At 74.5% G+C, this 25975-nt stretch carries 20 protein-coding genes; 10 read left to right on the forward strand and 10 right to left on the reverse strand.

What is annotated here, in order from left to right; genetic code table 11:
* Positions 1 to 33 precede the first annotated feature (33 nt).
* Genes ACFYYB_RS23550 through ACFYYB_RS23565 form a run of 4 tightly spaced genes read right to left on the reverse strand, consistent with a single transcriptional unit; the run spans position 34 to position 4540 of the window.
* A complete protein-coding gene (locus ACFYYB_RS23550) occupies positions 34 to 657 on the reverse strand; it encodes an ATP/GTP-binding protein (protein WP_389437261.1) in 624 nt (207 codons plus the stop codon).
* Positions 638 to 1078, reverse strand: coding sequence for a DUF742 domain-containing protein (locus tag ACFYYB_RS23555; protein WP_389437262.1), 441 nt, complete (start codon positions 1076 to 1078; stop codon positions 638 to 640). Before ACFYYB_RS23555 ends, ACFYYB_RS23550 begins: the two co-directional genes overlap by 20 nt.
* 10 nt (positions 1079 to 1088) lie before the next feature.
* Positions 1089 to 1526: a roadblock/LC7 domain-containing protein gene (locus ACFYYB_RS23560; protein WP_243341589.1), complete on the reverse strand. Its 438-nt coding sequence runs from the start codon at positions 1524 to 1526 to the stop codon at positions 1089 to 1091.
* Complete coding sequence (locus tag ACFYYB_RS23565) at positions 1523 to 4540, reverse strand: nitrate- and nitrite sensing domain-containing protein (protein WP_389437263.1); 3018 nt, start codon at positions 4538 to 4540, stop codon at positions 1523 to 1525. Before ACFYYB_RS23565 ends, ACFYYB_RS23560 begins: the two co-directional genes overlap by 4 nt.
* Positions 4541 to 4936: 396 nt before the next feature.
* Between ACFYYB_RS23565 and ACFYYB_RS23570 the strand changes: the two genes are divergently transcribed.
* Positions 4937 to 5395 carry a hypothetical protein gene (locus tag ACFYYB_RS23570; protein WP_389437264.1) on the forward strand — a complete coding sequence of 153 codons (459 nt, stop codon included), beginning with the start codon at positions 4937 to 4939 and terminating at the stop codon, positions 5393 to 5395.
* Between the two features lie 72 nt (positions 5396 to 5467).
* Here the strand turns inward: ACFYYB_RS23570 and ACFYYB_RS23575 are convergent, their stop codons facing one another.
* The 3 genes from ACFYYB_RS23575 to ACFYYB_RS23585 form a co-directional block, all read right to left on the reverse strand.
* Positions 5468 to 10210 (reverse strand): hypothetical protein, encoded by a 4743-nt coding sequence (locus ACFYYB_RS23575; protein WP_389437265.1) that lies wholly within the window; start codon positions 10208 to 10210, stop codon positions 5468 to 5470.
* Between the two features lie 68 nt (positions 10211 to 10278).
* Positions 10279 to 11214 carry a hypothetical protein gene (locus ACFYYB_RS23580; RefSeq protein WP_389437266.1) on the reverse strand — a complete coding sequence of 312 codons (936 nt, stop codon included), beginning with the start codon at positions 11212 to 11214 and terminating at the stop codon, positions 10279 to 10281.
* Positions 11215 to 11656: 442 nt separating this feature from the next.
* On the reverse strand, positions 11657 to 13162 hold the full coding sequence (locus ACFYYB_RS23585; protein WP_389437267.1) for a hypothetical protein: 1506 nt from the start codon (positions 13160 to 13162) through the stop codon (positions 11657 to 11659).
* Between the two features lie 106 nt (positions 13163 to 13268).
* Here ACFYYB_RS23585 and ACFYYB_RS23590 point away from each other — a divergent pair, with 106 nt between their 5' ends.
* The 3 genes from ACFYYB_RS23590 to ACFYYB_RS23600 are packed head-to-tail and all read left to right on the forward strand — an operon-like array spanning position 13269 to position 15570.
* Complete coding sequence (locus tag ACFYYB_RS23590) at positions 13269 to 14069, forward strand: LamB/YcsF family protein (RefSeq protein WP_389437268.1); 801 nt, start codon at positions 13269 to 13271, stop codon at positions 14067 to 14069.
* Positions 14066 to 14686 (forward strand): allophanate hydrolase subunit 1, encoded by a 621-nt coding sequence (locus tag ACFYYB_RS23595; protein WP_389437269.1) that lies wholly within the window; start codon positions 14066 to 14068, stop codon positions 14684 to 14686. Before ACFYYB_RS23590 ends, ACFYYB_RS23595 begins: the two co-directional genes overlap by 4 nt.
* On the forward strand, positions 14683 to 15570 hold the full coding sequence (locus ACFYYB_RS23600; RefSeq protein WP_389437270.1) for a biotin-dependent carboxyltransferase family protein: 888 nt from the start codon (positions 14683 to 14685) through the stop codon (positions 15568 to 15570). The genes ACFYYB_RS23595 and ACFYYB_RS23600 overlap by 4 nt, the downstream gene beginning before the upstream one ends.
* A 562-nt stretch (positions 15571 to 16132) precedes the next feature.
* Here ACFYYB_RS23600 and ACFYYB_RS23605 read toward each other — a convergent pair.
* Together ACFYYB_RS23605 and ACFYYB_RS23610 are read right to left on the reverse strand one after the other, a co-directional pair.
* The gene (locus tag ACFYYB_RS23605) at positions 16133 to 17539 is read right to left on the reverse strand and encodes a HEAT repeat domain-containing protein (RefSeq protein WP_389437271.1); all 1407 of its coding nucleotides are present in this window, start codon (positions 17537 to 17539) and stop codon (positions 16133 to 16135) included.
* A 367-nt stretch (positions 17540 to 17906) separates the two neighbouring features.
* A complete protein-coding gene (locus ACFYYB_RS23610) occupies positions 17907 to 18371 on the reverse strand; it encodes an ankyrin repeat domain-containing protein (RefSeq protein ID WP_389437272.1) in 465 nt (154 codons plus the stop codon).
* 280 nt (positions 18372 to 18651) lie between these two features.
* Between ACFYYB_RS23610 and ACFYYB_RS23615 the strand changes: the two genes are divergently transcribed.
* Positions 18652 to 18846, forward strand: coding sequence for a hypothetical protein (locus ACFYYB_RS23615; protein WP_007262923.1), 195 nt, complete (start codon positions 18652 to 18654; stop codon positions 18844 to 18846).
* Positions 18847 to 18896: 50 nt separating this feature from the next.
* Positions 18897 to 20534, forward strand: a complete 1638-nt coding sequence (locus ACFYYB_RS23620; RefSeq protein WP_389437273.1) for a hypothetical protein — start codon at positions 18897 to 18899, stop codon at positions 20532 to 20534.
* 18 nt (positions 20535 to 20552) lie between these two features.
* Here the strand turns inward: ACFYYB_RS23620 and ACFYYB_RS23625 are convergent, their stop codons facing one another.
* The gene (locus ACFYYB_RS23625) at positions 20553 to 22055 is read right to left on the reverse strand and encodes a PLP-dependent aminotransferase family protein (RefSeq protein WP_389437274.1); all 1503 of its coding nucleotides are present in this window, start codon (positions 22053 to 22055) and stop codon (positions 20553 to 20555) included.
* Positions 22056 to 22201: 146 nt separating this feature from the next.
* Between ACFYYB_RS23625 and ACFYYB_RS23630 the strand changes: the two genes are divergently transcribed.
* From ACFYYB_RS23630 to ACFYYB_RS23645, 4 genes are all read left to right on the forward strand, one after another.
* Positions 22202 to 22852 (forward strand): hypothetical protein, encoded by a 651-nt coding sequence (locus ACFYYB_RS23630; RefSeq protein ID WP_389437275.1) that lies wholly within the window; start codon positions 22202 to 22204, stop codon positions 22850 to 22852.
* A 72-nt stretch (positions 22853 to 22924) separates the two neighbouring features.
* Complete coding sequence (locus ACFYYB_RS23635; RefSeq protein WP_327307811.1) at positions 22925 to 23695, forward strand: glycerophosphodiester phosphodiesterase; 771 nt, start codon at positions 22925 to 22927, stop codon at positions 23693 to 23695.
* Between the two features lie 68 nt (positions 23696 to 23763).
* Positions 23764 to 25158, forward strand: coding sequence for an MFS transporter (locus ACFYYB_RS23640; protein ID WP_389437276.1), 1395 nt, complete (start codon positions 23764 to 23766; stop codon positions 25156 to 25158).
* Between the two features lie 311 nt (positions 25159 to 25469).
* The gene (locus tag ACFYYB_RS23645; protein ID WP_007262928.1) at positions 25470 to 25844 is read left to right on the forward strand and encodes an RNA polymerase-binding protein RbpA; all 375 of its coding nucleotides are present in this window, start codon (positions 25470 to 25472) and stop codon (positions 25842 to 25844) included.
* Positions 25845 to 25975 lie beyond the last annotated feature (131 nt).

The following is a 25975-nucleotide window of genomic DNA, read 5'->3' on the forward strand; positions in this document are numbered from 1 at the left end:
CGCCTCCATGTCACGGCCGGTGCGGAGGCCTCCCTAAGGCGTGGTCAGGCTCGCGCGGCGGGCCCGGGCCAGGGTCATCGCGTGTTCCACGACTCCCACCAGGACGTCCTTCACCGATTCCCGGTCGCGTGCGTCGCACAGCAGCACCGGCACCTCGGGGGTGAGGTCCAGGGCTGCCCGTACGGCCACCACGGGATACCGCTCGGCTCCCTCGAAGCAGTTCACGGCGACCACGAAGGGGATCTCGCGGCGCTCGAAGTAGTCGATGGCGGCGAAGCAGTCGGAGAGGCGCCGGGTGTCCGCGAGGACGACGGCGCCGAGCGAGCCCTGGGCCAGCTCGTCCCACAGGAACCAGAAGCGGTCCTGTCCGGGGGTGCCGAACAGGTACAGCACCAGGTCCTCGCGCAGCGTGATGCGCCCGAAGTCCATGGCCACCGTGGTGGTGCTCTTGCCCTCCACCCCCTGGGTGTCGTCGATGGCGCGGCCCGGCTCGGAGAGGCGTTCCTCCGTCCGGAGCGGTCTGATCTCGCTCACCGCACTGACCAGGGTGGTCTTGCCCACCCCGAAACCGCCCGCGACCAGGATTTTCAGGGTCAGCGGCTCGACCGGCGTCACGGCATGCATGGCGCCGGTGCGGCTAGAGCGCCCGAAGGCCATCGATCACCTCACGCAGAATGGATTCGTCGGGCAGTTCGGCCGGGGGGACCGGCCGGGTCACGTGCACCAGTTCGTCGTCGACGAGATCTCCGATCAGGACGCGTACGACTCCGACCGCGAGGTCGAGTTCGGCCGCTATCTCCGCCACGGACTGCGGGCGGAGCAGGCAGAGGCCGAGGATGTCGGCGTGTTCCGGGGACAGGGTCGTGTCCCAGACCGGGTCGTCGGCCGCGGATTCCGCGACCACCAGTGCGATCAGGTCGAGGCGGTGCTGTCCGGCGTGGCTGGTCCGGCCGCGAGTCATCGCGTACGGACGCACCACCGGACCGGCGTCGTCGTCGAACCACTGGTCGGCCGCGGCGTCGGAGCCGGCAGCGGTGCCTTGGATGTGGGCGGGGTGGTCCTGGCCTGGATCGCTCATGCCGTCCGACTCACCCTCCGGCGGGCAGCCCGGTGCGCGGGGCGGTCGCCAGGTGGTCACCGACCCGCTTGACCATGAGGGTCATCTCGTACGCGACCTGGCCGACGTCGGAGTCGGCGTCGGCCAGGACCGCCAGACAGCTTCCGTCGCCGGCCGCCATGACGAAGAGGAACGCCTCGTCCAGCTCGACCACGGTCTGGCGGACCCTGCCGGAGTCGAAGTGGCGGCCGACGCCCTTGGCGAGGCTGTGGAAGCCGGAGGCCACGGCGGCCAGGTGCTCGCTGTCCTCCCGGGTGAGGTCCTTGGAGCTGCCGGTGGGCAGGCCGTCCCCGGAGAGGACCACGGCCTTGCGGATGCTGGCGACCCGGTCGACGAGCTCGTCGAGGAGCCAGTTGAGGGGGCCGGAACCACGGCCCCTGGTGTCGTTGCCGGACTGCGGTGCGGTCATCGACCGTCCCTTTCGCTCTCGCATCCGGGACCGGTGGCGGCAGGGGTGCCGGCCTCGGTCACGGACTGGTGTGGTGCGTGGGGCTGCGCGTGCTGTGTCTGGTCGGCGGGCTGTGCCGCCGATGCGGGCTGCTCGGTCCGTTCCGACTGCTCGGTCCGTTCCGCCTGCTGCCGCGCGTGATGGTCGCGGCCCGCCGTCCAGCCGCGCTGGAGCGAGGACATCCGCCGACGCACGTCCTCGGCGTCGCGGTCGGCCACCGGGTCGGCGGCGGCTTCGGCGGCCGCTGCGGCCGGGGCGTCCTTGAGCTGGGGCGCGAGGCTGGCCTGGCGGATCCGCCGGGGCAGGGTCGCGCCGGGGGGAGCGGCCGCGGGGTGCGCGGGGCCGTTCGGCACCGGACCCGTCTGCGCGTCCGGGACCGCCGAGACCGAGCGGGGTTCCACGCGGCGGCCGTGTTCGGCGACCAGGGTCGGGGTGGGGCGGCGCCGCGGGAGCGGGACGGCGCCGGGCGAACGGGCGCCGTCGGGGCGGGGTGACTCCGCTCGCGCCGGTTCCAGTCGGACCGGGCCGGTGGGAGGCAGGGGCTCCCGCTCCCGGTGGCCGCGGTCGCGGAAGCCCTCCCGGGCGGAATCGCGGTCGCCGTGCCGGGCGCCGGCCCGCTCGGCGGGGGCGTCGGTGGAACGCTCGCCCTTCCAGAGGCCCGTACGGTCGCCGGAGCCGTCGGCGGGCCGCTCGCCCATGCGGTCCGCGCCGCGGTCGCCCTTGCGGGGGCCGCCGCGGTCGGTGTGCTTGTCGGTGTGGGGGCGGGCCGACGGGCGCAGTCCGAGCAGGGAGTTGCGCGAGATGCCGTTCGGCGGGGTCTCGTCGTCGAGGGTGGCCATGGCGGGCCTGCCCTTGGCTCCGGAGAGCCCGGTGAGCCCGATCGCTCCGGTGGAGCCCGTGATGCCCGTGGGGACGTCCTCCGGGGCCGGGACGGGCTCGTCCAGCCCCAGCATGCCGATCGGGGCCTCCAGCTCGACGGGGCCGCGCAGTTCGGCGCCGGCCGGGAGCCTGCGGTCGCCGGCGCCCCGCTCGGCGACGGCCTTCGGGCGGGCGGAGCCGACCGGGCCGCCGGCCGCCCTGCCGCCGGCCAGCCGAATGCCGGTGCCGTTGGTGTCGGGAGCCTCCGTCAGCAGGGCCACCGGGAGGAAGACCACCGCGGTGGTGCCTCCGTAGGGACTGATCTGGAGGCGGACCTTGACCTCGTGCCGGTGCGCGAGGCGGCTGACGACGAACAGGCCGAGCCGGTCGGTGTCGGAGAGTTCGAACTCGGAGGTCTCGGTGAGCCGGAGGTTCGCGTCGAAGAGCGCCTCGGGGGTCATGCCGAGGCCCCGGTCGTGGATCTCCAGGGTGAAGCCGTTGGCCACGCGCTCGCCGAGGACCTGGACCCCCGTGTGCGGCGGGGAGAAGACGGTGGCGTTCTCCAGGAGTTCGGCGATGAGGTGGGTGACGTCGGCGACGGCCGGGCCGGCGATGCCCAGGCGCGGCAGCCGGCGCACCTCGATGCGCTCGTAGTCCTCCACCTCGGCGACGGCGGCCCGTACGACGTCCATCAGCTGGACGGGCTTGCGCCACTGGCGGGAGGGCGCGGCGCCGGAGAGGATCACCAGGCCCTCGGCGTGGCGGCGCATGCGGGTGGTCATGTGGTCGAGGCGGAAGAGGTCGGCGAGCTCCTCGGTGTCCTCGGTGCGCCGCTCCATGGTGTCGAGCAGGGTGAGCTGGCGGTGCAGCAGCACCTGGTTGCGGCGGGCCAGGTTGACGAACACCTCGGACACCCCGCGACGGAGCTCGGCCTGCTTGACGGCGGCCTCGATGGCCGCGCGCTGGAGGGAGTTGAGGGCCTGGCCGACCTGGCCGACCTCGTCCTTCTCGTACTCCAGGCGGGGTGCCTCGGTCTCCACGTCCACGTGCTCGCCCGCGGCGAGACGGCGCATCACGCCGGGGAGGCGGATGCCGGAGACCTCGTGGGCCTCCTTGCGGAGCCGGGACAGGTCGCGGATCAGCTCGCGGCCGATGCGCACGGACAGGACGAGGGAGACGACGAGGGCGATGAACCCGAGCACGCCGGCGAGGGCGGCCTGGACCAGGACGTCCATGGCCACGGGCTCGACGCGCTTCTGGTAGCGGTCGCCCGCGGCGGTGCCCATGACGGCGAGGTCGCCGAGCACCTTTCCGGCGGCCTCGTCCCACTGGGCCACGGGCACGTTGCGCGGGCTATGGGTCGGGCCCTGGACGAGGAATCGCTCCTCTGCCTCGCGCAGGGCGCGGCTCTCCGGGTTGTTCCAGTACTGCTCGAACTGCTCGCGGTCGGCGGCCGGGAGGATCGCGAGGTTGAACTCGTAGAGCAGCTTGCGGTTGGCCACGAAGTCGGAGACGTGCCGGATGTCCGCCGCACTCACGTTGCGGGCGGCGAGGGCGCCCGCGACGAGGGCGTCCTCGCGCGAGAGCGTCTCGCGGGCGCGGGTGATCCCGACGAGGGCGCGGCCCTGCTTGTCCATCTCCACGTCCTGGAGCGCGTGGAGGTTCATGAGGAAGTCGTAGCAGGGGTCCACGAGCCGGTTGTAGAGCTCCAGCGCCTGGTTGGTGTCGACGGAGCCCCCGTCCACCGCGCCGCGCAGCGCTCCGATGCCGTGGAAGGCTTCGAGGATGGAGTTCAGGTGCTGGGCGGTGGCCGGCGTGAGTTCGTCGACGACCTCGGGGTCCCGGGCGTCGGCGGAGATCCTCATCACCGCGTCGTCGGTGGCCGCGCGGCTCCTGGCCAGCTCTGTGGTGGCGTTGGAGGCGCGCGGGTCGCCGATGACCACCAGGGTCTGGCGGCGCTCCTTCTGGATGACGCGGACGACGTCCTCTATGGGGTAGCCGACCTTGTCGATGACGTAGGCGACACCGAGCAGTTGGACGGCCTGGCGGCCGGTGATCACCGTTGCGAAGCCCCAGAGGGCGGTCAGGGAGACGAGCGGCACAAGGAGCAACGCCACGATCTTCCGGCGGATGGACTTCCCGCGAAAGCGCATGGCCTCCCCAGCCTCCCCCAGCTCAACCCCGTTACCGGGGGTTGGTGTTCCGTCATTTAAACGGCGTGAGCCTACTACTGCCACAGGGAACCTTCGAAGACCTGTCCGGACGTTTTCGGCCTGACCCCTGGGCGAAGATCACGAGTTGTCCGATAGTTCCGGGGAAGTGCGGCCCGTTATGTGGCACATGACACTCCGTGGGGCCTCGGTTCCCGTAGCGGAATGGATGGCTGGAATTCTTCGTTCCGCGACACTTCGGGTCCTCCGGCGGGTCCGGGATCCGGGAATCTCTCGGGCCCTTCGTGCGTCTACCTGTTCGGGGCGGGCATGAGCGGCCGCGTAGAGGGCAGGGAGCCGACCATGGCGAAGAGGTACGAGGACGACGGCGCGGGGCCCGGGGGCGGGCGGGGGCAGGCACTGTGGGTGGACCAGCCCGCGGGGCGGCGGCGCATGCCGGACCCGGTGCGGAGATCCGCCGTACGGGCGGTGCTGATCGTCGCCGTGACGCTGACGGCGGCGACGATCGCCTTCTTCCTGACAATCACCGGCTCCTGGCTGGCCCTTCCGCTGTCGCTGGGCGCGATAGCGGGGACCGTGGTGGCCACCTGGGGCGTGCTCGACGTACTGATCACCCGGCAGGCGTGGAACCAGCGGTACGGAGTCCTCTCCGAGCCCAGCAGTACGGCGCGGGGCCGGCGCCGCGAGCGCCGCAGGGCGCGCCGGGAGGCCCGCTCGGCGCCGCCGCTGCCGCCCCGCATACCGGTGCGGGGCGAGGCGACGGGCATCTGGCCGCCGCCCACGCGCACCGGGCGGGGCTGAGGCGCGCGCCCGGCCCGGCCCAGGTCGCCTCCTTCGGCGCTCGCGAGCCCGGCGAGAGCCGAAAGGGACGGCCTAGCCGCGGCGGTACATGCGGGTCGCCGTGATCTCGCCGTGGATCGTCTCCCCGTCCGTGAACTGCTGGGGCAGGCCCGGGCGCAGGTGTTCCTCGACGCTGATGTACTTGAGCCCCGCGCGCAGGTCGGCGTCGTTGCGCAGCCGGATGACCAGCGGGAACTCGGCGAGGGCCGTGGTGTCGAACAGGCCCGTGGTGTACAGCAGCTGGACGCCGAGCGCGTCCGAGACGGCCCGCTGGAGTTCCAGCAGGTACGTGGCGTTCGCGCGCCCGATCGGGTTGTCGAGGAAGAGCGTGCCCGCGTGCCGGTGCTTGTCGCGGCCCCGGTCGTTGCTGCGCAGCGCCGCCATCGTGCAGTAGAGCGCGATCGCGGCGGTGAGGAGCTGGCCGCCCGAGAACACGTCGCCCATCTGGCCCACCGGGACCCGCTCCGCGCGGAGCACCGCGTCGGGCTTGAGGATCTCCACCGCGATGCCCTTGGGTTCCAGCGCCGCCGAGACCCCGTGCAGCAGCAGGGACATGCCGTCGCGGCGGCCCTCGCCGAAGGTGGCGGTGCTGTTCTTCTTCAGGGCGCCGCGGGTCGCCTCGTCGATGACCTCGCCGAGCCGCTCGGTGAGGGTGGCCTGGTCGGGCTCCTCGAAGCGGATGCGCAGGAACTCCTGGCCCGACCACTCCCCCAGTCCCTCGGGGAGCTGGGAGAGCCGCTGGGCGGAGCGCAGGGTGGCCAGAGCCGATTCCACGAGGCCGCGCAGCCGGTCCACGATGCTGTCCCGGTTGCGCTCCAGCTGCGCCAGCTCGTCGGTGAGGACGCGCAGCCGGGGGGCGAAGGCGACGGCCCAGGCGGCCGCGTGCTCGGGCAGCGCGGAGGCGGGCAGTTCGCGGATCTGCTGGCGCGCGGGGGTGCGCACCTGCTCGTAGCGGTTGGCGTTGGCGTGCCGGACCAGGATGTCGCTCGCCTCGCGGACGGCGGCCTCGGCGGCCGACAGGTCGGCGGCGCAGGCCCGTAGCGAACGGCGGGCCTCCGTGGCCGACTGGCGGCCCTCCTCCAGGCTGCCGGGGTGCGCCACCGGCTCCTGCTCGTCCTCCTGGTGGGTGTGGTCCCGCAGGAGGTCGCGGAGCATGGCGGCGGTCTCGTCGAAGCCTCCCGCACCCTCCTCGGCGGTGCGGTGGGCGCGCAGCAGGTCGGCGTGGGCCGCGCGGGCGGACTCCACGGCGCCGGTGTGGGCGGCGAGTTGGGCGGTGGCGGTACGGAGCCTGGCCTGGGCCTCCTCGACGTTGTCGGGGATCAGCTCCTCGGGCAGTTCGGTGTGCGCCTCGCCTTCGGCGGGGGCGTGCCGTTCGGCCTCGCCGCGGAGCCGGCCGAGCTGCTCGCTCGCGGTGGAGGCGCGGGTCTCCAGCATCTGCACGAGGGCTTCGGCTCGGGCGGCCGCGGCCTGCCGGGAGGGGCCGTCGGCTCCGTCGGTGCCTTCGAGGAGCTGGGCGGCGCGGGTACGGACCTTGTTGGTGAGGCGGTCCAGTTCGGCGAGGGCCACGGACTCGTCGCTCTCGGCGCGGGCCTGCTCGGAGCGCAGGTCGGCGCCGACGCCGACCTTCTCGTAGAGCTGGGAGGCGGCGCGGTAGGCCTCGCGGAGGGCCGGGAGCGGCGCCTTGGCCGTGGCGCCGTTCCCTGCGGGGGCCTCGGGCAGCGGATCGGGGGCTCCGGCGATCTCGGCGCGCTCGGCGCGCAGGGCGCGGGCGGTGCGGCGGGCGTCGTCGGCGGCGCGCTGGGCGGCGCGGCGGTCCTCGTCGGCGGCCCGGGCCCGGTCGAGGCACACCTCGGCGCGGGCCTCGGACTCGGCGGCGTCGTCGGCGAGTTCGCGCAGCTTGGTCTGCCAGCCGGCGCGCTCGCGCAGCCGGTAGGCGAGGCCGGCGAGGGCGTCCGCGACCCGGCGGGCGCGCTGGGCGGTGTCCTGGCGCTCGTCGCGGACCCGGGCGGCGTCGGCGGCGGCCTCGTCGGCCTCGGCGCGGACGGTACGGGCCTCCGCGAGCTCGGCGTCGGTCTCCTCGGCGAAGCCGCGGGCGGCGGCGGCCTGCTCCGCGAGCTCGGCGAGGCGGCCGGGCGGGCAGCCGGTGCGCCAGGAGCGCAGCCGGGCGGCGAGCTCGCGGTCGCCGGACAGCCGGGCGGCGAGTTCACGGATCTCGGTGTCGCGGGCGGTGGCCCGGGCGCGCAGCGCCTGGCGCTCCTCGTCGGCGGCGTGCTCGTCGTGCATGGCCGGGTTCGGCGGCACGATGAAGATCCCGGAGGCGCCGGACCCCGTGGCGTCTCCGGCCGGGGGAACCGGTGCCAGCAGGGCCGCCGCGGTGCCGACGGCGACGGTGGAGCGGGGCAGCAGCGCGGCGCCGGAGAGGACCTCGCGGGCCCGGGAGTGGGTGTCGGGGTCGGTGATGACCACCCCGTCGACGAGTTCGGGGCGGGCGGCGAGGACGGCGGCGTGGTCGGCCGGGTCCACGGACTGGGCGAGGTAGCGCCAGCCCGGGAGGGCCGGGATGCCGTGCTCACCGAGGAACTCCACGGTCGCGAGGACGTCGGGGCCAGGCGGCAGCAGGCCGCCGTCGCCGAGGGCGCCGAGGATGCGGGAGTCGTCGGCGGCGGCGGTGCGCAGGTCGAAGAGCTGGCGTTCGGCGGCCGCGACCGCGTCGGTGAGCAAGGCGCGCAGCTCGTCGGCGCCCCGGTCGAGGTCTTCGGCGGTGAGCCAGCCGCCGGCGCCGGACGTGTCGTGCTGCCCCGCGGGCGGGCTTGCGGCGCCGCCCCGCCCGGAGGCGTCGGCCGCGGACCCGCTGGGAGGCGTAGCGCCGTCGGGGCGTCCGGACGCCGTGGCCTCGTCGGTACGCGGGGACGGGTCCGCGGTGCCGGGTGCCGACGGGGCTCCCAGGAGGGCGGCCAGGCGCGGGGTTCCGGCGAGGGACGCGGCGGCCCGGTGCTCGGCGTCGTGGGCGGCCTCGGCGGCGTCCGCGGCGTCCGCCGCGCGGGCGGCGGTGAGTTCCGCGCGGGATTCCGCCGCGGCGGCCTCGCGGGCGGCCTCGGCGGCCGTACGAGCCGCCTCGCGGGACTCGTCCCAGGCGGCCACGGCCGTCTTCTCCGCGTCGGCGGCGGCCAGGGCTGCGCGGGCCGGGTCGGCGTCGGGGGCGGAGTCGTCGAGCCAGCCCGCCCGGACGGCCTCGGCGGTCTCCTGCTGGACCTCGGCGAGGCGGGCGCGCAGGTGCTCGGCCTCGCTGCGGGCCCGCTGGGCCGCCGTGGCGGCGGCGGTGGCGGCGCGGTGGGAGGACTCGCCGGTCTCCTGGAGGACGGCGGAACGCTCCTCCTCCTCGTTGGCGGCCCGCTCCCCCTGCTCGGCGGCGGCGTGCAGGGCCCGTACGAGCTCGGTGGCGGCGGTGGCCCGGGCGGCGAGCGCCGGGGCGGCGTCCCGCTCGGCCTCCAGGATCGCGGCGGCGACCCGGGCGGAGCGGTCGGCGGCGGAGCGGTGGCGCAGCACGTGCTCGGCGGCCTGCCAGGCGGAGTGCAGGGTGCGGGCTTCGAGGAGTTCGCGGCGCTGCGCGGCGGCGGCCTTGTCGGCGACGGTCAGGGCCAGCGAGGCGTGCCGGTAGGCGAGTTCGGCCGAGACGGCGGCGCTGCGGGCGCGCGCGGACTCGGCGGCGGTGACCTGGTGGGCGGCGCCGGTGACGCGCTGCGCGAGGTCGGCGGCGCGGCCGCGCTCTTCGCCGGCGCGGGCGGACAGGCGGCGGGCGAGGGTGCGCGTACGGCGTTCGGCGCCGGCGTGCACGTCGCGCATCCGGGAGCGGGTCCCGGCGGCTTCGACGATCTTGTTGAGGAGGTCCACGGAGCCCGCGGTGAACTCCCGTTCGGCCATCAGCTCGGCGCGGCGGCCGAGCTTGTTGCCGAAGCCGTGGACGAGGTCGGCGAGGCCGTCCGTGTCCCGGGTGTCGGTGACGGCGCGCAGCAGGAGGTCGGTGAAGTCGGAGTCCTTCTTGACCGCGAAGAGGCCGGCGGCCTCACCCTCGTCGGCGTTCATCTCGCGCTGGTAGCGGAAGAGTTCGGGGTCGAGGCCGACCTCGGTGAGGTGCTCGTTCCAGCGGTCGTGGATCTCCTCGAAGTACACCTCCAGGTGCGGGTACGCCTTGCCGGCCTCGGTCAGGGCGTCACGGAAGCCCTTCATCGTGCGGCGCCGCCCCTGGGCGCCTGAGACGCCTTCCACCGGCGGGCGCACCGAAGTGGCCTCGGCCACTGGGAGGTTGTCCAGGCTCAGGCCCGGGCCGGGGCGGAAGGAGTACCAGGCCTCCGCGAACTTGCGCGGGTCGTTGGAGACTTGGCGCCCGCGCCACTCGCTGACCTTGCCGACGACCACGCACTCGCCGGTCTGGGTGTGCTGCCATTCCAGTGCCACGTGGCCGCAGTCGTCGGCCAGCAGGAACTTGCGCAGGACGCCGGAACTGGCGCCGCCCAGGGTGTTGCGGTGGCCGGGCAGCATGACCGAGAAGATCAGCTTGAGCAGGACGGACTTGCCGCCGCCGTTCTCCAGGAAGAGCACGCCGGCGGGCGCGGGGCGGCGCGGCGGTCCGGTGGGCTCGTCCTCGAAGAACTCCGCCTGGGTGGGCGCCGGATGGGGCACCGGCTCGCCCACTCCGCGCAGGTCGAGCACGGTGTCGGCGTAGCGCGCGCCGGCGGGCCCGATGGAGTAGAGGCGGATCCGGGACAGCTCGTACATGGCGGCGGACTCTCGTGGTCTTTCGTAGGTCGTACGGGGACGGGGTGGCGGGTGAGGGCCGGGGCGCTTCAGTTGTGGAAGGGCAGGCCCGCGTCGGCGGCGAGCTCCAGGTCGTCGCCCTCGGGCGGCGGCAGGAGGCTGGCGGAGCCGTCGCTGACGGCGACGACGCCCAGGTCGAGGAGCTCGGCCATGGCCGCGCTGCCCGCCATGTCGCGGACCTGGAGCTGGTAGCGGGGGGTGGTGCGGTACGTGCCTCCGGCGTCGTCCCCGGTGCGCTGGAGGAAGCCGGAGTCGGTGAGGAAGGCGGCGGCCTTGCCGACGATGCCGGTGGTGGAACCGGCCAGCCGGCGGGCGTCCTTGGTGGCGCCGGTCGCGCTGCGGCGGGCGTAGACCCGCCAGGCGGCCTCCAGGCCGGGGGCGTCGGAGGCCGGGTCGGTGTTCTCGCCGAGCTCCTCGGCCCGCTCCTCCAGGCGGCGGCAGGTCTGCCGGACGAAGGCGTCGACGCCGTTGACGGTGATCCGGCCGATGTAGCCGTCGTCGGCGAGGTCCTCGGGGCGCGGGAAGGCCAGGGCCGCCACGGCGAGGTGGGCGAGCCCGTGCAGGAAGCGGTCCGCGGAGTCGGCGGTGGTGCGGCGGGCGTAGTCGCCCATGCGGACGGCGAAGACGGAGTCCTCACCGGCGGCCACGGCCATGCCGGCGCGGGAGGACACCTCCAGGACGACGAGGCCGAGGCCGGTGGCGACGGCGTCCGCGAGCCGGGCGAAGGCGGGGTCCTCGCGGTAGCGGCGCAGCAGTTCGGCGTACTCGGCGTCGCGGGCGGGCAGCAGCTTGGGCTGGAGCCCGAACGCGACGAGCCGGGCCGCGTCCGCGGCGTCGGCCGGGGTGACGGGGGTGGTGGCCGGTCCCTGGGCGGGCCCGTGAGCCTGTACGGGAGCCGGTGCCGGGGCCTGGTGTGCGTCGGGCTCGCTCCACGCGATGTGCCGCTCGGCGTGGTGGTCGCTCACGGGTGGATCTCCTCGGTGGTACGGGTGCGGGGGTGCCGGATGCGGGTGCTGCCACGGGTGCTCCCGGAGCGGGCGTCGTGCGGCCTGGCGGCTCGCGGGCCGACGTGCGCGGGCCGCCCCGCGGCAGGCCCGGGGACGGCGTACGCGGGCCAGGCGGGCTCGCCCGCGGGACCGGAGCCGGAGCCGGAGCCGGAGCCGGAGCCGGAGCCGGAGCCTGCGGCAGCGGCAGCGGGGCCGGCGGGGACGGTTCCTCCCCCACCCCGCCCCTTCCCGAAAGCAGGGGCAAGCCCCCACACCCCCGGGTGGGACGGCGCCGCCAAGGGCTCCGCCCCGTCGGGTCCGGGGCGACGAGCCTGGGGAGTGCCGCCGACGACGGCCGCCACTTCGTGGCGGACGGCTCCGCAGGGGCACGAGTCGTCGGCCGGCCAGGGACGGGGCAAGGTCATGCCGCCTCCGTGCGGTCCGCCGTCATGGCTGCCGCGTCCAGGAGGGCGGTGCCCACGATCAGGTCCGCGCCGCCGAATTCGGGGTCTTCGAGTTCCGTGCCGTCGTCGACGGCGAAGAGGAGGCGCTCCTCGCCCTGGCGGTAGGCCGTGCCCACCGCCGGGCTCGCCGCGTGGACGGCCAGCAGGGCGACCAGGTAGGGCAGGTCCGGGTCGGAGCGGCGGGCCTCCGCCAGGAGGCCGGACAGGCGGCGCGGGGCGTCGTGCGGGAGTTCGAGGAGTGCCATCGCGGCGGCGAGCTGCTCCTCGCTGAAACGGCTGTCGTCCGGGGTGGCGATCAGGTCCGGCTCGGGCATTTCCAGACCGAGGTGCTCGCGCTCCACCGGCGGGGTGAGGAGGATCTCCACCAGGTCGGCGACGCGGACCGAGACGGGGGTGCGCAGGCCCGCGCCCGACGCGAAGAAGGCGTCCGTCACGCGGCTGGCCTGGGCGACCGGGAGCGGCAGCGTGGGGGCCACGAGCTGTCCGTACAGGTCGATCCCGGAGCGCGGCGCGGGGGCCGCGAAGGCCTGGCGGTCCTGTTCGGCGCGGAAGAGCGGTCCGGCGTCCAGGAGCCGGGACTGGAGCTGGGTGTGGCGGCGGATGCAGTCCTTGACGATGTCGACGAGCTCGGCGGCGCGGCGCTTGTTGTCCGGCTCCTCCGCCTCGTCGCGGGCCTTGCGGATGTTGGTCAGGATCGCGTTCTCGTGGCGGTAGCGGTCGGCGACGTGGTCGAGGGCCTCCGCGATCATGTCGGGGACGGTCACCAGCCAGTCCACGGCCCGGACGTTGCGCCGGGTCGCGTCGAGCGTGCGGCGCAGGGTCTCGGCGTACTGGACGGTGCGGTAGCGGGCCTGCTCGGCGGCGAGTTGGGCGTCGGCGAGCCGGCCCCGGCTGATCAGGACCTCCAGCTTGACCTCGGCGGCGATCTGCGCGCTGGTGACGTCCGTGTCGAGGGCGCCGACCAGGACGTTGACGGCCTCGTCCGTCGTGCGCAGGTACACCGCGCCGCCGTAGCCCGGGACTTCCTCGATGAGCTTGAAGTCGTAGTCGCGGCGGACGTACACCCCGTCCGGGCCGAACGTGCCGTAGATCGCGCGGAATCCGCGGTCCACGCTGCCGACGTTGATCAGGTTCTCCAGCACCCAGCGGGCGACCCGCTCGTGCTCGGCCGCCGGGCGCGCCGGTGCCTGGGCGGCGACGCGCGGCAGCAGGCGGGCCACTATCTGCTCGTGGTCCGCGCCGGTGTCGAAGTCCATGTTGAGCGTGACCAGGTCGATCGCGGCGAGCGCGACCTCCGCCATCGCGTAGACCCCGTACTCGCCGGCCAGATTGGCCTTGCGGACGTCGAGGTCGTGGAGCGGGGCGGTGCAGGCGAGCGCGCGCAGCCGCCGGGCCAGGCCCTCGTCGGCGGCCGGGCCCGACGCCGGGGAGGGAAGGGTCTTCGCCGGGGCAGGGAGAGTCACGGGCAAAGACTAGGCGCTGACCCTGACAACATCCCAAACGGGATGGTTCGCCCGATCCCCCGCCGTCGGCGGGAACGCGGCCCGCACCCTGTTCTACGCTCACCGCATGGCTTCCATGATCACGCCGGGCACCCCGGCGGCCGGACCCGTGATCGATCTCAACGCCGACCTCGGCGAAGGCTTCGGGCGGTGGACACTGACCGACGACGAGGCCCTGCTGTCCGTCGTCACGAGCGCCAACGTCGCCTGCGGCTTCCACGCCGGCGACCCGTCCATCATGCGCCGCGTCTGCGAGCTGGCGGCCGCGCGCGGGGTACGGATCGGCGCGCAGGTCTCGTACCGGGACCTGGCGGGCTTCGGCCGCCGCTCGATGGACGTGCCGGCCGGTGAGCTGGCCGACGAGGTGGCCTACCAGATCGGGGCGCTGGAGGTCTTCGCGCGGGCGGCCGGTTCCCGGGTGTCGTACGTGAAACCGCACGGCGCGCTCTACAACCGCACCGTCCGCGACGAGGACCAGGCCGGCGCCGTGGTGGCCGGCGTGCTGCTCGCGGCCGGTCCCGGCGGGCTCCCGGTGCTCGGGCTGCCCGGTTCCCTGCTGCTGGCCGCCGCCGGGCGGGCCGGGCTGCCGGCCGTCCCGGAGGCCTTCGCCGACCGCGCCTACACCCCCGCGGGCACCCTCGTGCCGCGCGGCGAGCCGGGCGCCGTGGTCCACGACCCGGACGCGGTGGTGGCCCGTGCGGTGGACATGGCCGCGGGGCACGAGGTGACCGCCGCCGACGGCTCCCGGATCCCGGTGACCGCCCGCTCCCTGTGCCTGCACGGGGACACCCCCGGCGCCGCGGACCTGGCCCTGCGCGTGCGCGGGGCGCTCGGCGGGGCCGGGGTCCGGGTGGAGGCCTTCGCGTGAGGGCGCTGGAGGCCGGCGCCGAAGCACTGCTGCTGGAGGTGGACTCCGCCGAGGAAGTGGCCGCGCTCCACGCGGAGCTGCTGCGCCGCCGGTCCGCCGGCGACGAGCTGGGCGGCGTACGGGAGATCGTGCCGGCGGCGCGGACCGTCCTGCTGGACGGCGTACGGGAGCCGCGCGCCCTCGCGGCCCGGATCGCCCGCTGGCGGGTCCCCCCGCTCGCGCCGGCCGACGGGCCGCCCCCGGTGACGGTCGCCGTGCGCTACGACGGCCCGGACCTGGCGGAGGTGGCCGGGCTGTGGGGGGTGACCCCCGGCGAGGTGCCCGGGATCGTCGGCGCGATCACCTTCCGGGTGGCGTTCTGCGGGTTCGCCCCGGGCTTCGGCTACCTCACGGGGCTCCCCGCCCTGCTCCACCTGCCCCGGCGCGCGACGCCCCGTACGGCGGTACCGGCGGGCTCGCTGGCCCTCGCGGGCGAGTACGCGGGGGTCTACCCGCGCTCCTCCCCCGGCGGCTGGCAGCTGATCGGTTCCACCGACGCGGTGCTGTGGGACCCGGCGCGCGAGCCGGCGGCGCTGTTCGTGCCGGGGGCGCGGGTGCGGTTCGAGGAGGCGGCGTGAAGGCGCTGGAGGTCGTACGGGCGGGCGCGCTGACCACCGTCCAGGACCTGGGGCGGCCCGGGTACGCCCACCTCGGCGTCCCCCGGTCGGGGGCCCTCGACACGGGGGCGCGGGGGCTGGCGAACCGGCTGCTCGGCAATCCGCCCGGCGCGGCCGTCCTGGAGACGACCCTGGACGGCGTGGGACTGCGGGCGGTGGGCGGCGCCGTGACGGTGGCGGTGACCGGGGCGCCGTGTGCGGTACGGGTCTGCGGGCGCCCCGCGGCCTGGGGCGCGCCCGTTCTGCTGCGCGCCGGTGAGGAGCTGGAGGTGGGCCGGGCGGAGTCGGGCGTGCGCGGCTATGTCGCGGTGCGGGGAGGTTTCGCGGTCGAGCCGGTGCTGGGCAGTCGCTCGACCGATCTGCTGTCGGGCCTCGGCCCGCCGGTCCTGGCGGCGGGGGCGCTGCTGCCGGTGGGCGCGCCGGGTCCGGATCCGGACCCGGTGGCCGGGGTCGATGGTTTGGCGGCGCCGGGTCCGCCTTCGGAGCTGGTGCTTCCGCTGCGGCTGGGGCCGCGGGCCGACTGGTTCACGGCGGAGTCGGTGACGGGGCGGCTGCTGCGGGCGACGTACCGGGTCTCGGCCGCTTCGAACCGCATCGGGCTGCGCATGGAGGGGCCGGGGCTGGTGCGGGCGGAGGGTGGGGGGCGCAGTGGGCGGCGGGAGCTGCCCAGTGAGGGGATGGTGCTGGGGGCGGTGCAGGTGCCGCCGGACGGGCAGCCGGTGGTGTTCCTCGCCGATCATCCCGTGACCGGGGGGTACCCCGTGGTCGGGGTCGTGGTGGGGTCCGCGCTCGATGCGGCGGCGCAGGTGGGGCCGGGGGGTGCGGTGCGGTTCGTTCGGCGCTGACGGGTGTGCCCGTGCGGGGCGTCTGGCGGGGTGCCCGCCCGGGGCACCCGGAGCCCCCTGCGGGGGGGGCTCGGCCGGGGCCGCCGGGCTCGGGGCTGCTCCTGCCCAGGGCCGGGGTTGCCGCTGCGCGGAGTCCCCGGCTGCGGTCCTTGCCGCTGCGCGGGGCGGAGTTCCCCGCTGCGACCCTTTGCCGCTGCGCGGGGCGAGGTCCCCTACCCGCCCTTCCACCGTTCCCAGGGCGCTGCCCTGACCCGGTCCTCAAACGCCGGACGGGCTGAAGAGCAGGGGTACCGGGCTGTGCCCGGACCCCCCGGGGCTCCGCCCCGGACCCCGGTCCTCAAACGCCGGACGGCTGAAATGCCACACCCCGGCGGGGCTGCGAGTGGCAGCCGCTCCGGGGTGACAGGCGCAGCCCCGCCCGGGTGTGGGCGGTGGCCCGGACCCGGGTAGGGGAGGAGGTGGACCGACCCCGGTGGGGGCGGTGGCCCCGGGTGTCCGGCCTCAGGCGGGCCATGGTCCGGTGGTCTGGCGGGTTGTGGCCCGGTGGCCCGGTGGGCGGGGGTTACACCGTCGACTCCGGGGTTATGCGGCTGCGGACCGCCGACTGGACGTCTTCTTCTTCCGCCGGGTCTGCCGCCAGGCGGCGCAGGCGGGGGGCTACTCGGGCGTCGGCCGTTTCCGCGTGGCGGGCGGCCACCTCTCGGGTGGTCTCCTCGCAGTCCCAGAGGCATTCGACGGCGAAGCCCGCCGCGAAGGAGGGGTCCGTCGCCGCCAGGGCGCGGGCGGCGCGGCCGCGGAGGGCGGAGGAGGCCGTCTCGCGGTAGACGTGGCGCAGGACGGGCGCGGCGCAGGCGATGCGGAGCCGGCCGGCGCCGTCGACCAGGGTGAAGAGGGGCGTCGAGTCCGGGCCGGAGCCGCGGACGGTGGAGCGGAGGGCTCCGAGGACGAGGGCCGCGTCACCGGCTCCGCCCCGGGCGGCCAGGAGGGTCGCCGCGGCCGTTCCGAGGGCGTCGGGGCGCTGGACCCAGCGTCGGGCCCGTTCGACGGCGGCGGGGCCGCACATGCGCTCGTAGGCGGCTACGGCCGGCTCGTCGCCGGCGGCTTCGATGAGGTCCAGTACGGCCGGGTTCTCCGGCTCGGCGAGGACCAGGTGGTGCAGCGCGGTGGCGCGGGCGGCCTCGCCGGACGCGCCGGCGGCGGCCGCCAGGATCGCGGAGCGGTCCTCGGGGGTGGCCACGGCGGCGAGGCAGCGGGCGGCCGGGACGTGCAGGGGGGTGCCCCGGCGCAGTCCGTCGGCGGCCCAGTCGAAGACGGCCTGCACGCCCCAGCCGGGCTGGGGGCCCCGCGGGGTGAGCTGGCGTTGCCAGCGGTCGAAGGAGCCCTGTTGGCGGGCGGCGCGCAGCCGCTCGGCGTACTCGTTGGGCTGCGCCGCCTCTTCCCACAGGCGCCAGGGCCTGGGCTCGTAGGCGTCGCGGACGGCGGCTGCGAGCAGCGCCTCGCCCTCGGGGGTCGCGGGGAAGCGGGCGAGGACGGGGGCGGCCAGTGAGCGCAGTCCCTCGTCGTCGTCGCGCAGGGCGAGCTCGTCGAGGGCCCAGGCCCAGTTGGCACCCGTGGCGGCGTACCGGCGCAGCAGCATGAGCGCGTCGTCACGGCCGTACGAGGCCAGGTGGCCCAGGACGGACAGGGCGAGGCCCGTGCGGTGGTCGTCCTCGTCGAGCAGGTCGTCGACGCTGAAGAGGTGGGCCTCGATCTCGCCCAGGGGGCCGTCGAGATCCAGGTACAGGCGTGCGTAGTACAGGGAGCGGTTCTCGACCTGCCAGTCCTGGCGCGGATCGCCGGCCACGCAGTGGTTGAGCGCCGCGAGGGCCTCGGCCCTGGGCGCCGCGAGTGCGTGCAGCGTGCCGTCGCCGCGGCCGCGCTGGAGGAGACCGAGCAGGGTGCCGCTCGGCGCTATGACTGGTTCGAACATGGGAATGGCCTCAAATCAAGCTGGGGACGCAACCGGGAATCGGAATTCACAGGGCCGCGTAACAGCTTGTGAGGACGTCCGCCGTCAGGTTCCGCTCGATGTAGACCATTGCCTTCTCACTCTCGTCGGTGCTTCTCGGCCAGGGCGGCGGTCCCCCGGCAGGAGTGGGGGTCGGACACCCGTTGTGTCCTGCCCGCTCCTGCCCGTCCGTCCTGGCCGCGAATCGAATCCGACGCCATGATGACCCAGGCGGTTTGTGTGCCGCGACCACATTTAAGGCCGCCGTGACCAACCCGTGAGGTCTGGACCGGCCGGAGAACCGGCCGGGAACCGGCCAGGGACCGGGTACGGACCGGTCAGAAGCGGACTACTTGGCTCCGAAAAGTTCCAGCAGGTCGGCCTTGGCGAACATGCGGGCCGTGTCCACCGCGGAGGGCGTTCCGGCCTCCGGGTCGGCTCCGCCGGCGAGCAGGGCGCGGATGACGGCCTCCTCGCCCTTGAAGACGGCACCGGCGAGCGGGGTCTGGCCGCGGTCGTTGGCGCGGTCGGCCTCGGCTCCGCGGGCCAGCAGGGCCGTGACGGCTTCGGCGTGGCCGTGGTAGGCGGCGAGCATGACGAGGGTGTCGCCGCGGTCGTTGGTGAGGTTCGCCGGGACGCCCGCGTCGACGTACGCGGCGAGGGCCTCGGTCTCACCCCTGCGGGCGAGGTCGAAGATCTTGGTGGCCAGCTCGATGACGTCCTCGTCGGGAACGCCCGGAGGAACGCCCGGAGAGTCCTGGGGGGCTTGGGGGGCCCGGGAGTCCTGGGAGCCGTTCTCGACGTGCTCACTCATCGGTCGTACCGCCTTTCACGGGCAGGGCTGCGCACGGCACTGCGTCCGTACGGGTGAAGCGTCAGAGTAGCGCCCGGACCTGCACATGAGAGGCGCGGGCCGAGGCAATGATCACCTTGCGGCCCCCCTGCCCCCAACCCGCCAGGCGCGCCAGCCGGGATGGGCCGGTCAAGTGAAAAATTGCCGGATTCACCCGTATGCACCTTTTATCGCATTGATACTTCCTGTGAGCCTGGAAGAACTGATGGTGACTGTCCCCACCCACCAGGAGAACTGACTCATGGTCCTGTCCATCTCAGGTGTCGTCCTGCTCGGCATCATCTGCTTCCTGTTCTTCAAGAAGGACGGCATGAAGCTGACGCACGCGTTCGTGTGCGCGCTCTTCGGCTTCTTCCTCGCCGGCTCGGCCATCGCCCCCAGCATCACGGCGAGCACGGCGAGCCTCGCGAGCCTTCTCGGCGGGATCAAGCTCTAGCGCCCGGCCCCGGCACCCACCCGAAGCTTCCACAACTCCAGGAGACGCCCGTGGCCCGGCGCCCACTTCCCCGCATCCTCAGCAGCGGCACCGTGTCGCTGACCCGGGGCCGCGACTTCGCTCGCACGGCCGCCGACAGCGCCACGGACGTCCTCCATCCGCTCCTCACCATCGGACGCGGACTGCGCGTCCTGGCCTCGGCCGGGCGGCGCAAATGGTGCGACACCCCCAAGGACAAGCGTGGTCCCGCGCTCTTCCTGGGGGCCGCCTGCGTCCTCGTGGTCGCGCTCGTCCCCTACGGCCCCCTCACCGCCCTGATCACCCTCATGGCAGCGGCGGCCTGGCAGGGACGCGACCGCACCCCGGTGAAGACCGGGCCCAGCGATGCCGAGACCGAACGGCTCGGCTCCCTCTACGAAGCCCTCGTGCCGTACTTCTCCATCCCGGAGGACCCGAGCCCCCTCTTCGCCCACGGCGGGGAGTGGGACAAGGCCTTCAGCGGCTACGAGTTCGACGAGGCGGGCCGCGTCACCCGGCTCCACATCCGCTACCCGGCCTACTTCACCGATGGCGAGGCCGCGTCACGGGCCCGGATCGAGGCACTGCTGCACGCCAAGTCCGGGCGCGGACGGGAGTATCTCTTCGACTGGGACGAGGAGGGCAACCAGCTCGACCTGAGCGTGCTGGCGGCGCTGCCCACGGGCATCGCCGCCCAGCCTTTCGTCACCTCACCGGGTGAGACCGTGCTCGGCTTCACCGACCCCGGCAGCGTGCAGCGCACCCTGCCCGTCCTGGACGGCGACGAGCCCCGGGACGTGCCGCCCGTCATCTGGCGCACCGGGTCCCGCTCCGCCGAACCCCATCTGCTGGCCGTGGGCCAGCCCGGCAGCGGTACGTCCACGCTGCTGCGCTCCGTCGCCCTGCAGGCCCTGCGGCACGGGGGCGACGTACTGATCGTGGAGGGCGGCGGCACCGGCGAGTACTCCTGCCTCTCCGGCCGCGTCGGCGTCCTCGCCGTGGAGTGCGGGCCGGCCGGGGCGCTCGCCACCCTGGAATGGGCCGCCCGCGAGACCGAGCGGCGCCTGATCGCCGCCCACCGGGCCCGCGAAGCCGGCCGGCCCGCGCCCGAGGACACCCGGCGCCCGCTGTGGATCCTGCTCGACCGGCCCAGCGTGCTGGCGCACCTGGCCGCCGCCGAGGGCGCCCCCGACCCGATCGCGCAGCTCCAGGTGCCGCTTCGGCACGGGCGCGCCGCGCAGGTCACCGTGGTGGTGGCCGAGCAGTTCGACCACTTGGAGCTGCTGAACGACTCCGTCTGGCAGCACACGCGGGCCCGGGTGGTGCTCGGAGCCGCCACGATCCAGCAGATCGCCGATGTGCTGGGACTGCCCCCGCACACCACGCCGACGGCCGTACTGCCGCCGGGGCGCGGGTACGCCCGGCTCGGCGCCGGTCCCGTGCACCGGCTCCAGGTCCCGGCCACGCCGGACCCGTACGACGAGGCCACCCACCCGGGACACCGCCAGGCGGTACTGGACCTGCTGCCCGAGCGGCAGGCGCCGGCCAAGCCCGTCCCGGACCACGTCACGCTGGGCAAGCCGCTGCACATCGTGCAGCCGCCCGCCCAGGCACAGAGCCCGGCGATCGACGCCTCGGAGATTCCCGAGGTCCCGGCGGACGCCCCGTAGATCCTTCCGCTCCCGCTCCTACGCGACGAAGGTGCGCGGCGGCTCCGCCCCGCCGCCGCCCGCTCCGGTGGCGACCAGCCGGGCCGCGGCGGCCAGTCGGGCCGCCGCTTCCTCGGCCACCGGGCCACCGACCGTGAAGGGGAGCCGGACGTACCCCTCGAAGGCCCCGTCGACACCGAACCGGGGTCCCGAGGGGACCCGTACGCCCACCCGCTCCCCCACCTCGGCCAGCCGGGAGCCGGAGAGCCCGCCCGCGCGGGCCCACAGCGTCAGGCCGCCCAGCGGGACCCGGAACTCCCAGTCCGGCAGCTCCCGGCGGACCGCCGCCACCAGCGCGTCCCGGTTCTCCCGGGCCTGGTCGCGGCGGATCTCCACGGCCTGCGCCCAGCCGCCGGTGCGCATCAGCCAGTCCACCGCGAGCTGTTCCAGCACGGGCGTGCCCAGGTCGGCGTAGGCGCGGGCGGCCACCAGGCTGCGGATGACGTCGGGGGCCGCGCGGACCCAGCCGATGCGCATGCCGGCCCAGAAGGCCTTGCTGGCGGAGCCGACCGTGATGACGGTGGAGCCGGCCGGGTCGAAGGAACAGACCGGGCGGGGCATCTCCAGCGTCGGGTCGAGCTGGAGCTCGACCATGGTCTCGTCGGCGACGAGGACGGTGCCGGCCGAGCGGGCCGCCTCCACCATCGCGCGGCGCTGCTCGTCGGAGGCCAGGGCGCCGGTCGGATTGTGGAAGTCGGCGACCACGTAGGCGAGGCGGGGGGCCGAGTCGCGCAGGACCTGGCGCCAGACGTCCATGTCCCAGCCCGTCAGCCCCTCCCCCATGGCGACGGGCACGAGGCGGACCCCGGCGGCGCGCATGAGCTGGAGGATGTTGGCGTAGGACGGGGATTCGACGGCGATCCGCTCGCCGCGGCCCGCGAAGAGGCTGCAGATGGCGTCGATGGCCCCCATCGCGCCCGTGGTGACCATGATCTGCTCGGGCATGGTCGGGATGCCGCGCTCGGTGTAGCGGTCGGCGAGCATGCGGCGCAGCGCGGGCAGCCCGGCCGGGTAGTCCCCGTGGGTGTGGGCGTACGGCGGGAGCTCCTCCAGGGCGCCCTGGACGGCCTTGGTGAGCCAGGGCTCGGGGGCCGGGAGGGCGGCGCAGCCGAGGTCGATCATCGAGCCGAGGGACTCGGGGGGCAGCGGCTCCAGGCCGCGGGCCGGCATGGGGTTGCCGGCGGGCACGGAGGTCCAGCTGCCCGCGCCCCGGCGGGATTCCAGGAACCCCTCGCCGCGCAGGGCCTCGTAGGCGGCGGCGACGGTGGTGCGGCTGACGGAGAGGGAGGCCGCCAGTTCCCGCTCGGCGGGGAGCCGGGCGGCGACGGGGATGCGGCCCTCCAGGACGAGCAGGCGGATCCCGTCGGCGAGCATGCGGTACGCGGGCAGCTTGCGCCCGCCGGGCGGGGCGGTCCGGCCCTGCTGGGAGGTGATGAGCCGGCCGAGCTGTGCGGCACCGACAGCCGAGGTCCACTGCGCCATGTCGTCCGGTCCACCTTCGTCGAATTGGCCCCTGCCGGCCCGTGGGAGCCGGCATTGGATTGGTTCTGCCGGGTCCAGGGTGCCACGGAGTGCTCCGCGCGAAATGGGGAGGCCCCGGTCCGGGGCCCGCCTGTAGCGTCCGGAAGGTGGCCTTGGACCTCTTTCCGCGCGGCATCCCGGACCTGACCGAGCGCGCCGCCCACTTCGTGACGGTGCAGTGCACCCGGCAGGAGCCGGTGGACGTCGGCGCCCACCGGGGGCTTTGGCTCGCCCACGGCGCCCCGGCGCGGGAGATCGACCGGGCGGAGGCGTACGCGGCGCGCTGGGGCGGCCTGATCCTGCCGCCCTCGCACCAGTTCGAGGGCGGACCCAAGGTCCTGGACACCGACATGCCGGAGGGCTCCGCCGAGGAGGGGTGGTGGATCCCCGCGGGATTCCCGCGGTGCTCGGTCGCTTTCGGGTTCCTGATCTCTCCGGACGGCGAGTTCGGCGCCTACGGCGAACGCTGGGCCCCGCTGCACGCCACGGTGGAGGGGTGGATCGAGTCGCAGGCGCTGGCCCACTTCGCCTTCCGGTGGGCGGACCGGGTCACCAGGCTCACCGGTGACGCGGTGGACGACCTCGACCTGACCGGCTTCGAGCGGGTTCCCGAGGTGGCGGGGATCGCGGACGACTGGTGGCGGGGACCGGACTCGCTGGTGGCGGTGCACCGGGGCGAGGCCGAGTGCTACGACGACCCGCGCGGCCGTGCCGCGTACGTGTACTCCGGCCGCGGGCCGCGCATGCCGGGGAGCTGACCCGGCGGCCGTTCACCCACCGGCAACCGGGGGTGCTCCCGCGCCGGCGCGAGCAGCGGGCATACTGCCGCGGTGACACACGGACGCCTCCCCCACCCTTACCTCGACCACCCCGGTCCTATCCCCTTCGCGCACCGCGGCGGGGCCGCGGACGGGCTGGAGAACACCGCCGCGGCCTTCCGGCGGGCCGCCGCCGCGGGCTACCGGTACTTCGAGACCGATGTGCACGCCAGCGCCGACGGGAAACTGGTCGCCTTCCACGACGCCACCCTGGACCGGATCACCGACGGACAGGGCCGCATCCGGGAGCTGCCGTGGAGCCGGATCCGCGAGGTCCGGGCCGCCGGGAGCGAGCCCCTCGCGCTCTTCGAGGACCTGCTGGAGGAGTTCCCGGACGCCCGGTGGAACGTGGACATCAAGGACGAGTCCGCCGTGCACCCGCTGGTCGGCCTGATCGCGCGGACCGGGGTGTGGGACCGGGTGTGCGTGGGCTCCTTCTCGGAGCGCCGGGTCGCCCGGGCCCAGAAGATCGCCGGCCCCCGGCTGGCGACCTCGTACGGGGTCGCGGGGGTGCTCGGGCTGCGGCTGCGGTCGCTCGCGATCCCCGCGGCGCTGCGCGCGGGCGCGGTGGCGGCGCAGGTGCCGGAGACCCAGGCGGGCATCCGCGTGGTGGACCGCAGGTTCGTGCGGGCGGCCCACGAGCGGGGGCTCCAGGTGCACGTGTGGACCGTGAACGAACCGGAACGCATGGAGGCTCTCCTGGACCTCGGAGTCGATGGCATCATGACCGACCGGATCGACATCTTGCGCACGGTGCTGGACCGGCGCGGAGCCTGGGCCTGACCGGCCCGAACGGCTGCGCGCCCGGTGGTGGCGGCCGAAGCGGTACGGGGACCAGCGAGGGGGCACCAATGAGTGCGCGGACGACGGAAGACGCGGAACCGGGGGCCGGGGACGGCGGACCGGACGCCGCCGGGGCCAAGGCCGCGGCGGCGGCGCGCAAGCGCGAACAGCACGGCTGGTACTTCTACGACTTCGCCAGCTCGGTCTACTCGACGAGCGTGCTCACGGTGTTCCTCGGGCCGTACCTGACGGCGGTGGCCAAGGCCGCCGCCGACTCCGACGGCTACGTCCACCCACTGGGCATCCCGGTGCGGGCGGGCTCCTACTTCGCGTACACCGTGTCGGCCTCGGTGATCGTCGCCGTCCTGATCATGCCGCTGGTGGGCGCCCTGGCCGACCGGAGCGGCCGCAAGAAGCCGCTGCTGGCGGCGGCCGCGTACACGGGCGCGACGGCCACCGCCGGGATGTTCTTCCTGAGCGGCGACCGGTACCTGCTCGGCGGACTGCTGCTGATCGTCGCGAACGCCTCGCTGTCGTGCTCCGTGGTGGTCTACAACTCCTATCTGCCGCAGATCTCCACCCCGGAGGAGCGGGACACCGTCTCCTCGCGCGGCTGGGCCTTCGGGTACACCTCGGGCGCCTTCGTGCTCGTGCTGAACCTGGTGCTCTACCAGGGCCACGACTCCTTCGGGCTCACCGAGGGCGAGGCCGTACGGATATGCCTGGCCTCGGCCGGGCTCTGGTGGGGCGCCTTCACGATCGTCCCGCTGCGCCGGCTCCGGGACCGGGCCGTGGTCCGGGAGCCCGGGGAGGGTCCGCCCGTCAGCGGCTGGAAGCAGCTCGTGGCCACGCTGAAGGACATGCGGCGCTATCCGCTGACCCTGTCGTTCCTGCTGGCGTACCTGATCTACAACGACGGCGTGCAGACCGTGATCTCCCAGGCCTCCGTCTACGGCTCCGAGGAGCTGGAGCTGGAGCAGTCCACGCTCATCGTGGCCGTTCTGCTGGTGCAGATCCTGGCGGTGGCGGGTGCGCTCGGGATGGGCCGGCTGGCCGTCCGGTACGGCGCCAAGCGGACGATTCTCGGATCTCTGGTGGCCTGGGGCGTGACGCTGGCCGCCGGGTACTTCCTGCCGGCCCGGACCCCGGTGTGGTTCTTCGCGCTCGCCGCGATGATCGGGCTGGTGCTGGGCGGCAGTCAGGCGCTGTCGCGCTCACTGTTCTCGCACCTGGTTCCGGCGGGCAAGGAGGCCGAGTACTTCTCCGCGTACGAGATGAGCGACCGGGGGCTGAGCTGGGTGGGACCCCTGGTTTTCGGGCTGACGTACCAGGTCACGGGCAGTTACCGGGACGCGATCATCTCGTTGGTGGTCTTCTTCGCACTGGGTTTCGTGCTCCTCGCCCGAGTGCCGGTGCGGCGCGCGGTGGAGGCGGCGGGGAATCCTGTACCCGAGCGGATCTGACCAGGGATCCGACGGATCCGAGGGGCTACGGGCGCGCTAATTCGGAACGAATTTCGACGTTCAAGCTAAGGGCCGGTAGTGTACGCCTTTGGCCTGCCAGGCGGACCGTTACTGCGTGCTTATGAAGTGAAGACGTTGGGTGACATCTGCTGCCAGATGTGACAAAACGGGCACTGGTGGGTACAACAAGGGGCGGTACGACGGGCGACGCATGACCCGGAGCGGGAATCTATACCGCCGACCGGACGTTGACCGGATGACGACGACAGCGACACCTGTCCTGTGGGCGACAAGCCCGGGAGGCACGATTCATGAGTGAGCGAGCTCTCCGCGGTACGCGGCTCGTGGTTACCAGCTACGAGACGGACCGCGGCATCGATCTGGCCCCGCGCCAGGCGGTGGAGTACGCATGCCAGAACGGACATCGATTTGAGATGCCGTTCTCGGTTGAGGCAGAAATTCCGCCGGAGTGGGAGTGCAAGGCGTGTGGCGCCATGGCACTCCTGGTTGACGGGGATGGGCCCGAAGAGAAGAAGGGCAAGCCTGCGCGAACGCACTGGGACATGCTCATGGAGCGGCGCACCCGCGAGGAGCTGGAGGAAGTGCTGGCCGAGAGGCTGGCGGTCCTTCGTTCCGGCGCCATGAACATTGCCGTGCATCCGCGGGACAGCCGCAAGTCCGCCTGACAGCCGGACGCCACAGCGGCGCAGTAAGACAGCACGAAGCGGAGGGGCCCCCCCCCCCGGGGGGGGGGGGGCCCCCCCCGCCGGGGGGGGGGGGGCGGGGGCCCCCCGGGGCCGGGTGCCCGGGGGGGGCC

This window comes from Streptomyces sp. NPDC002886 (genome assembly GCF_042888445.1).
Lineage (GTDB): Bacteria > Actinomycetota > Actinomycetes > Streptomycetales > Streptomycetaceae > Streptomyces.

Excerpts from the sequence above, each read along its gene's own strand:
- ACFYYB_RS23550 (WP_389437261.1), bottom strand. The coding sequence starts at position 657 with ATGGCCTTCGGGCGCTCTAGCCGCACCGGCGCCATGCATGCCGTGACG.
- ACFYYB_RS23555 (WP_389437262.1), bottom strand. The coding sequence starts at position 1,078 with ATGAGCGATCCAGGCCAGGACCACCCCGCCCACATCCAAGGCACCGCT.
- ACFYYB_RS23560 (WP_243341589.1), bottom strand. The coding sequence starts at position 1,526 with ATGACCGCACCGCAGTCCGGCAACGACACCAGGGGCCGTGGTTCCGGC.
- ACFYYB_RS23570 (WP_389437264.1), top strand. The coding sequence starts at position 4,937 with ATGGCGAAGAGGTACGAGGACGACGGCGCGGGGCCCGGGGGCGGGCGG.
- ACFYYB_RS23575 (WP_389437265.1), bottom strand. The coding sequence starts at position 10,210 with ATGTACGAGCTGTCCCGGATCCGCCTCTACTCCATCGGGCCCGCCGGC.
- ACFYYB_RS23590 (WP_389437268.1), top strand. The coding sequence starts at position 13,269 with ATGGCTTCCATGATCACGCCGGGCACCCCGGCGGCCGGACCCGTGATC.
- ACFYYB_RS23605 (WP_389437271.1), bottom strand. The coding sequence starts at position 17,539 with ATGTTCGAACCAGTCATAGCGCCGAGCGGCACCCTGCTCGGTCTCCTC.
- ACFYYB_RS23610 (WP_389437272.1), bottom strand. The coding sequence starts at position 18,371 with ATGAGTGAGCACGTCGAGAACGGCTCCCAGGACTCCCGGGCCCCCCAA.
- ACFYYB_RS23615 (WP_007262923.1), top strand. The coding sequence starts at position 18,652 with ATGGTCCTGTCCATCTCAGGTGTCGTCCTGCTCGGCATCATCTGCTTC.
- ACFYYB_RS23625 (WP_389437274.1), bottom strand. The coding sequence starts at position 22,055 with ATGGCGCAGTGGACCTCGGCTGTCGGTGCCGCACAGCTCGGCCGGCTC.
- ACFYYB_RS23640 (WP_389437276.1), top strand. The coding sequence starts at position 23,764 with ATGAGTGCGCGGACGACGGAAGACGCGGAACCGGGGGCCGGGGACGGC.
- ACFYYB_RS23645 (WP_007262928.1), top strand. The coding sequence starts at position 25,470 with ATGAGTGAGCGAGCTCTCCGCGGTACGCGGCTCGTGGTTACCAGCTAC.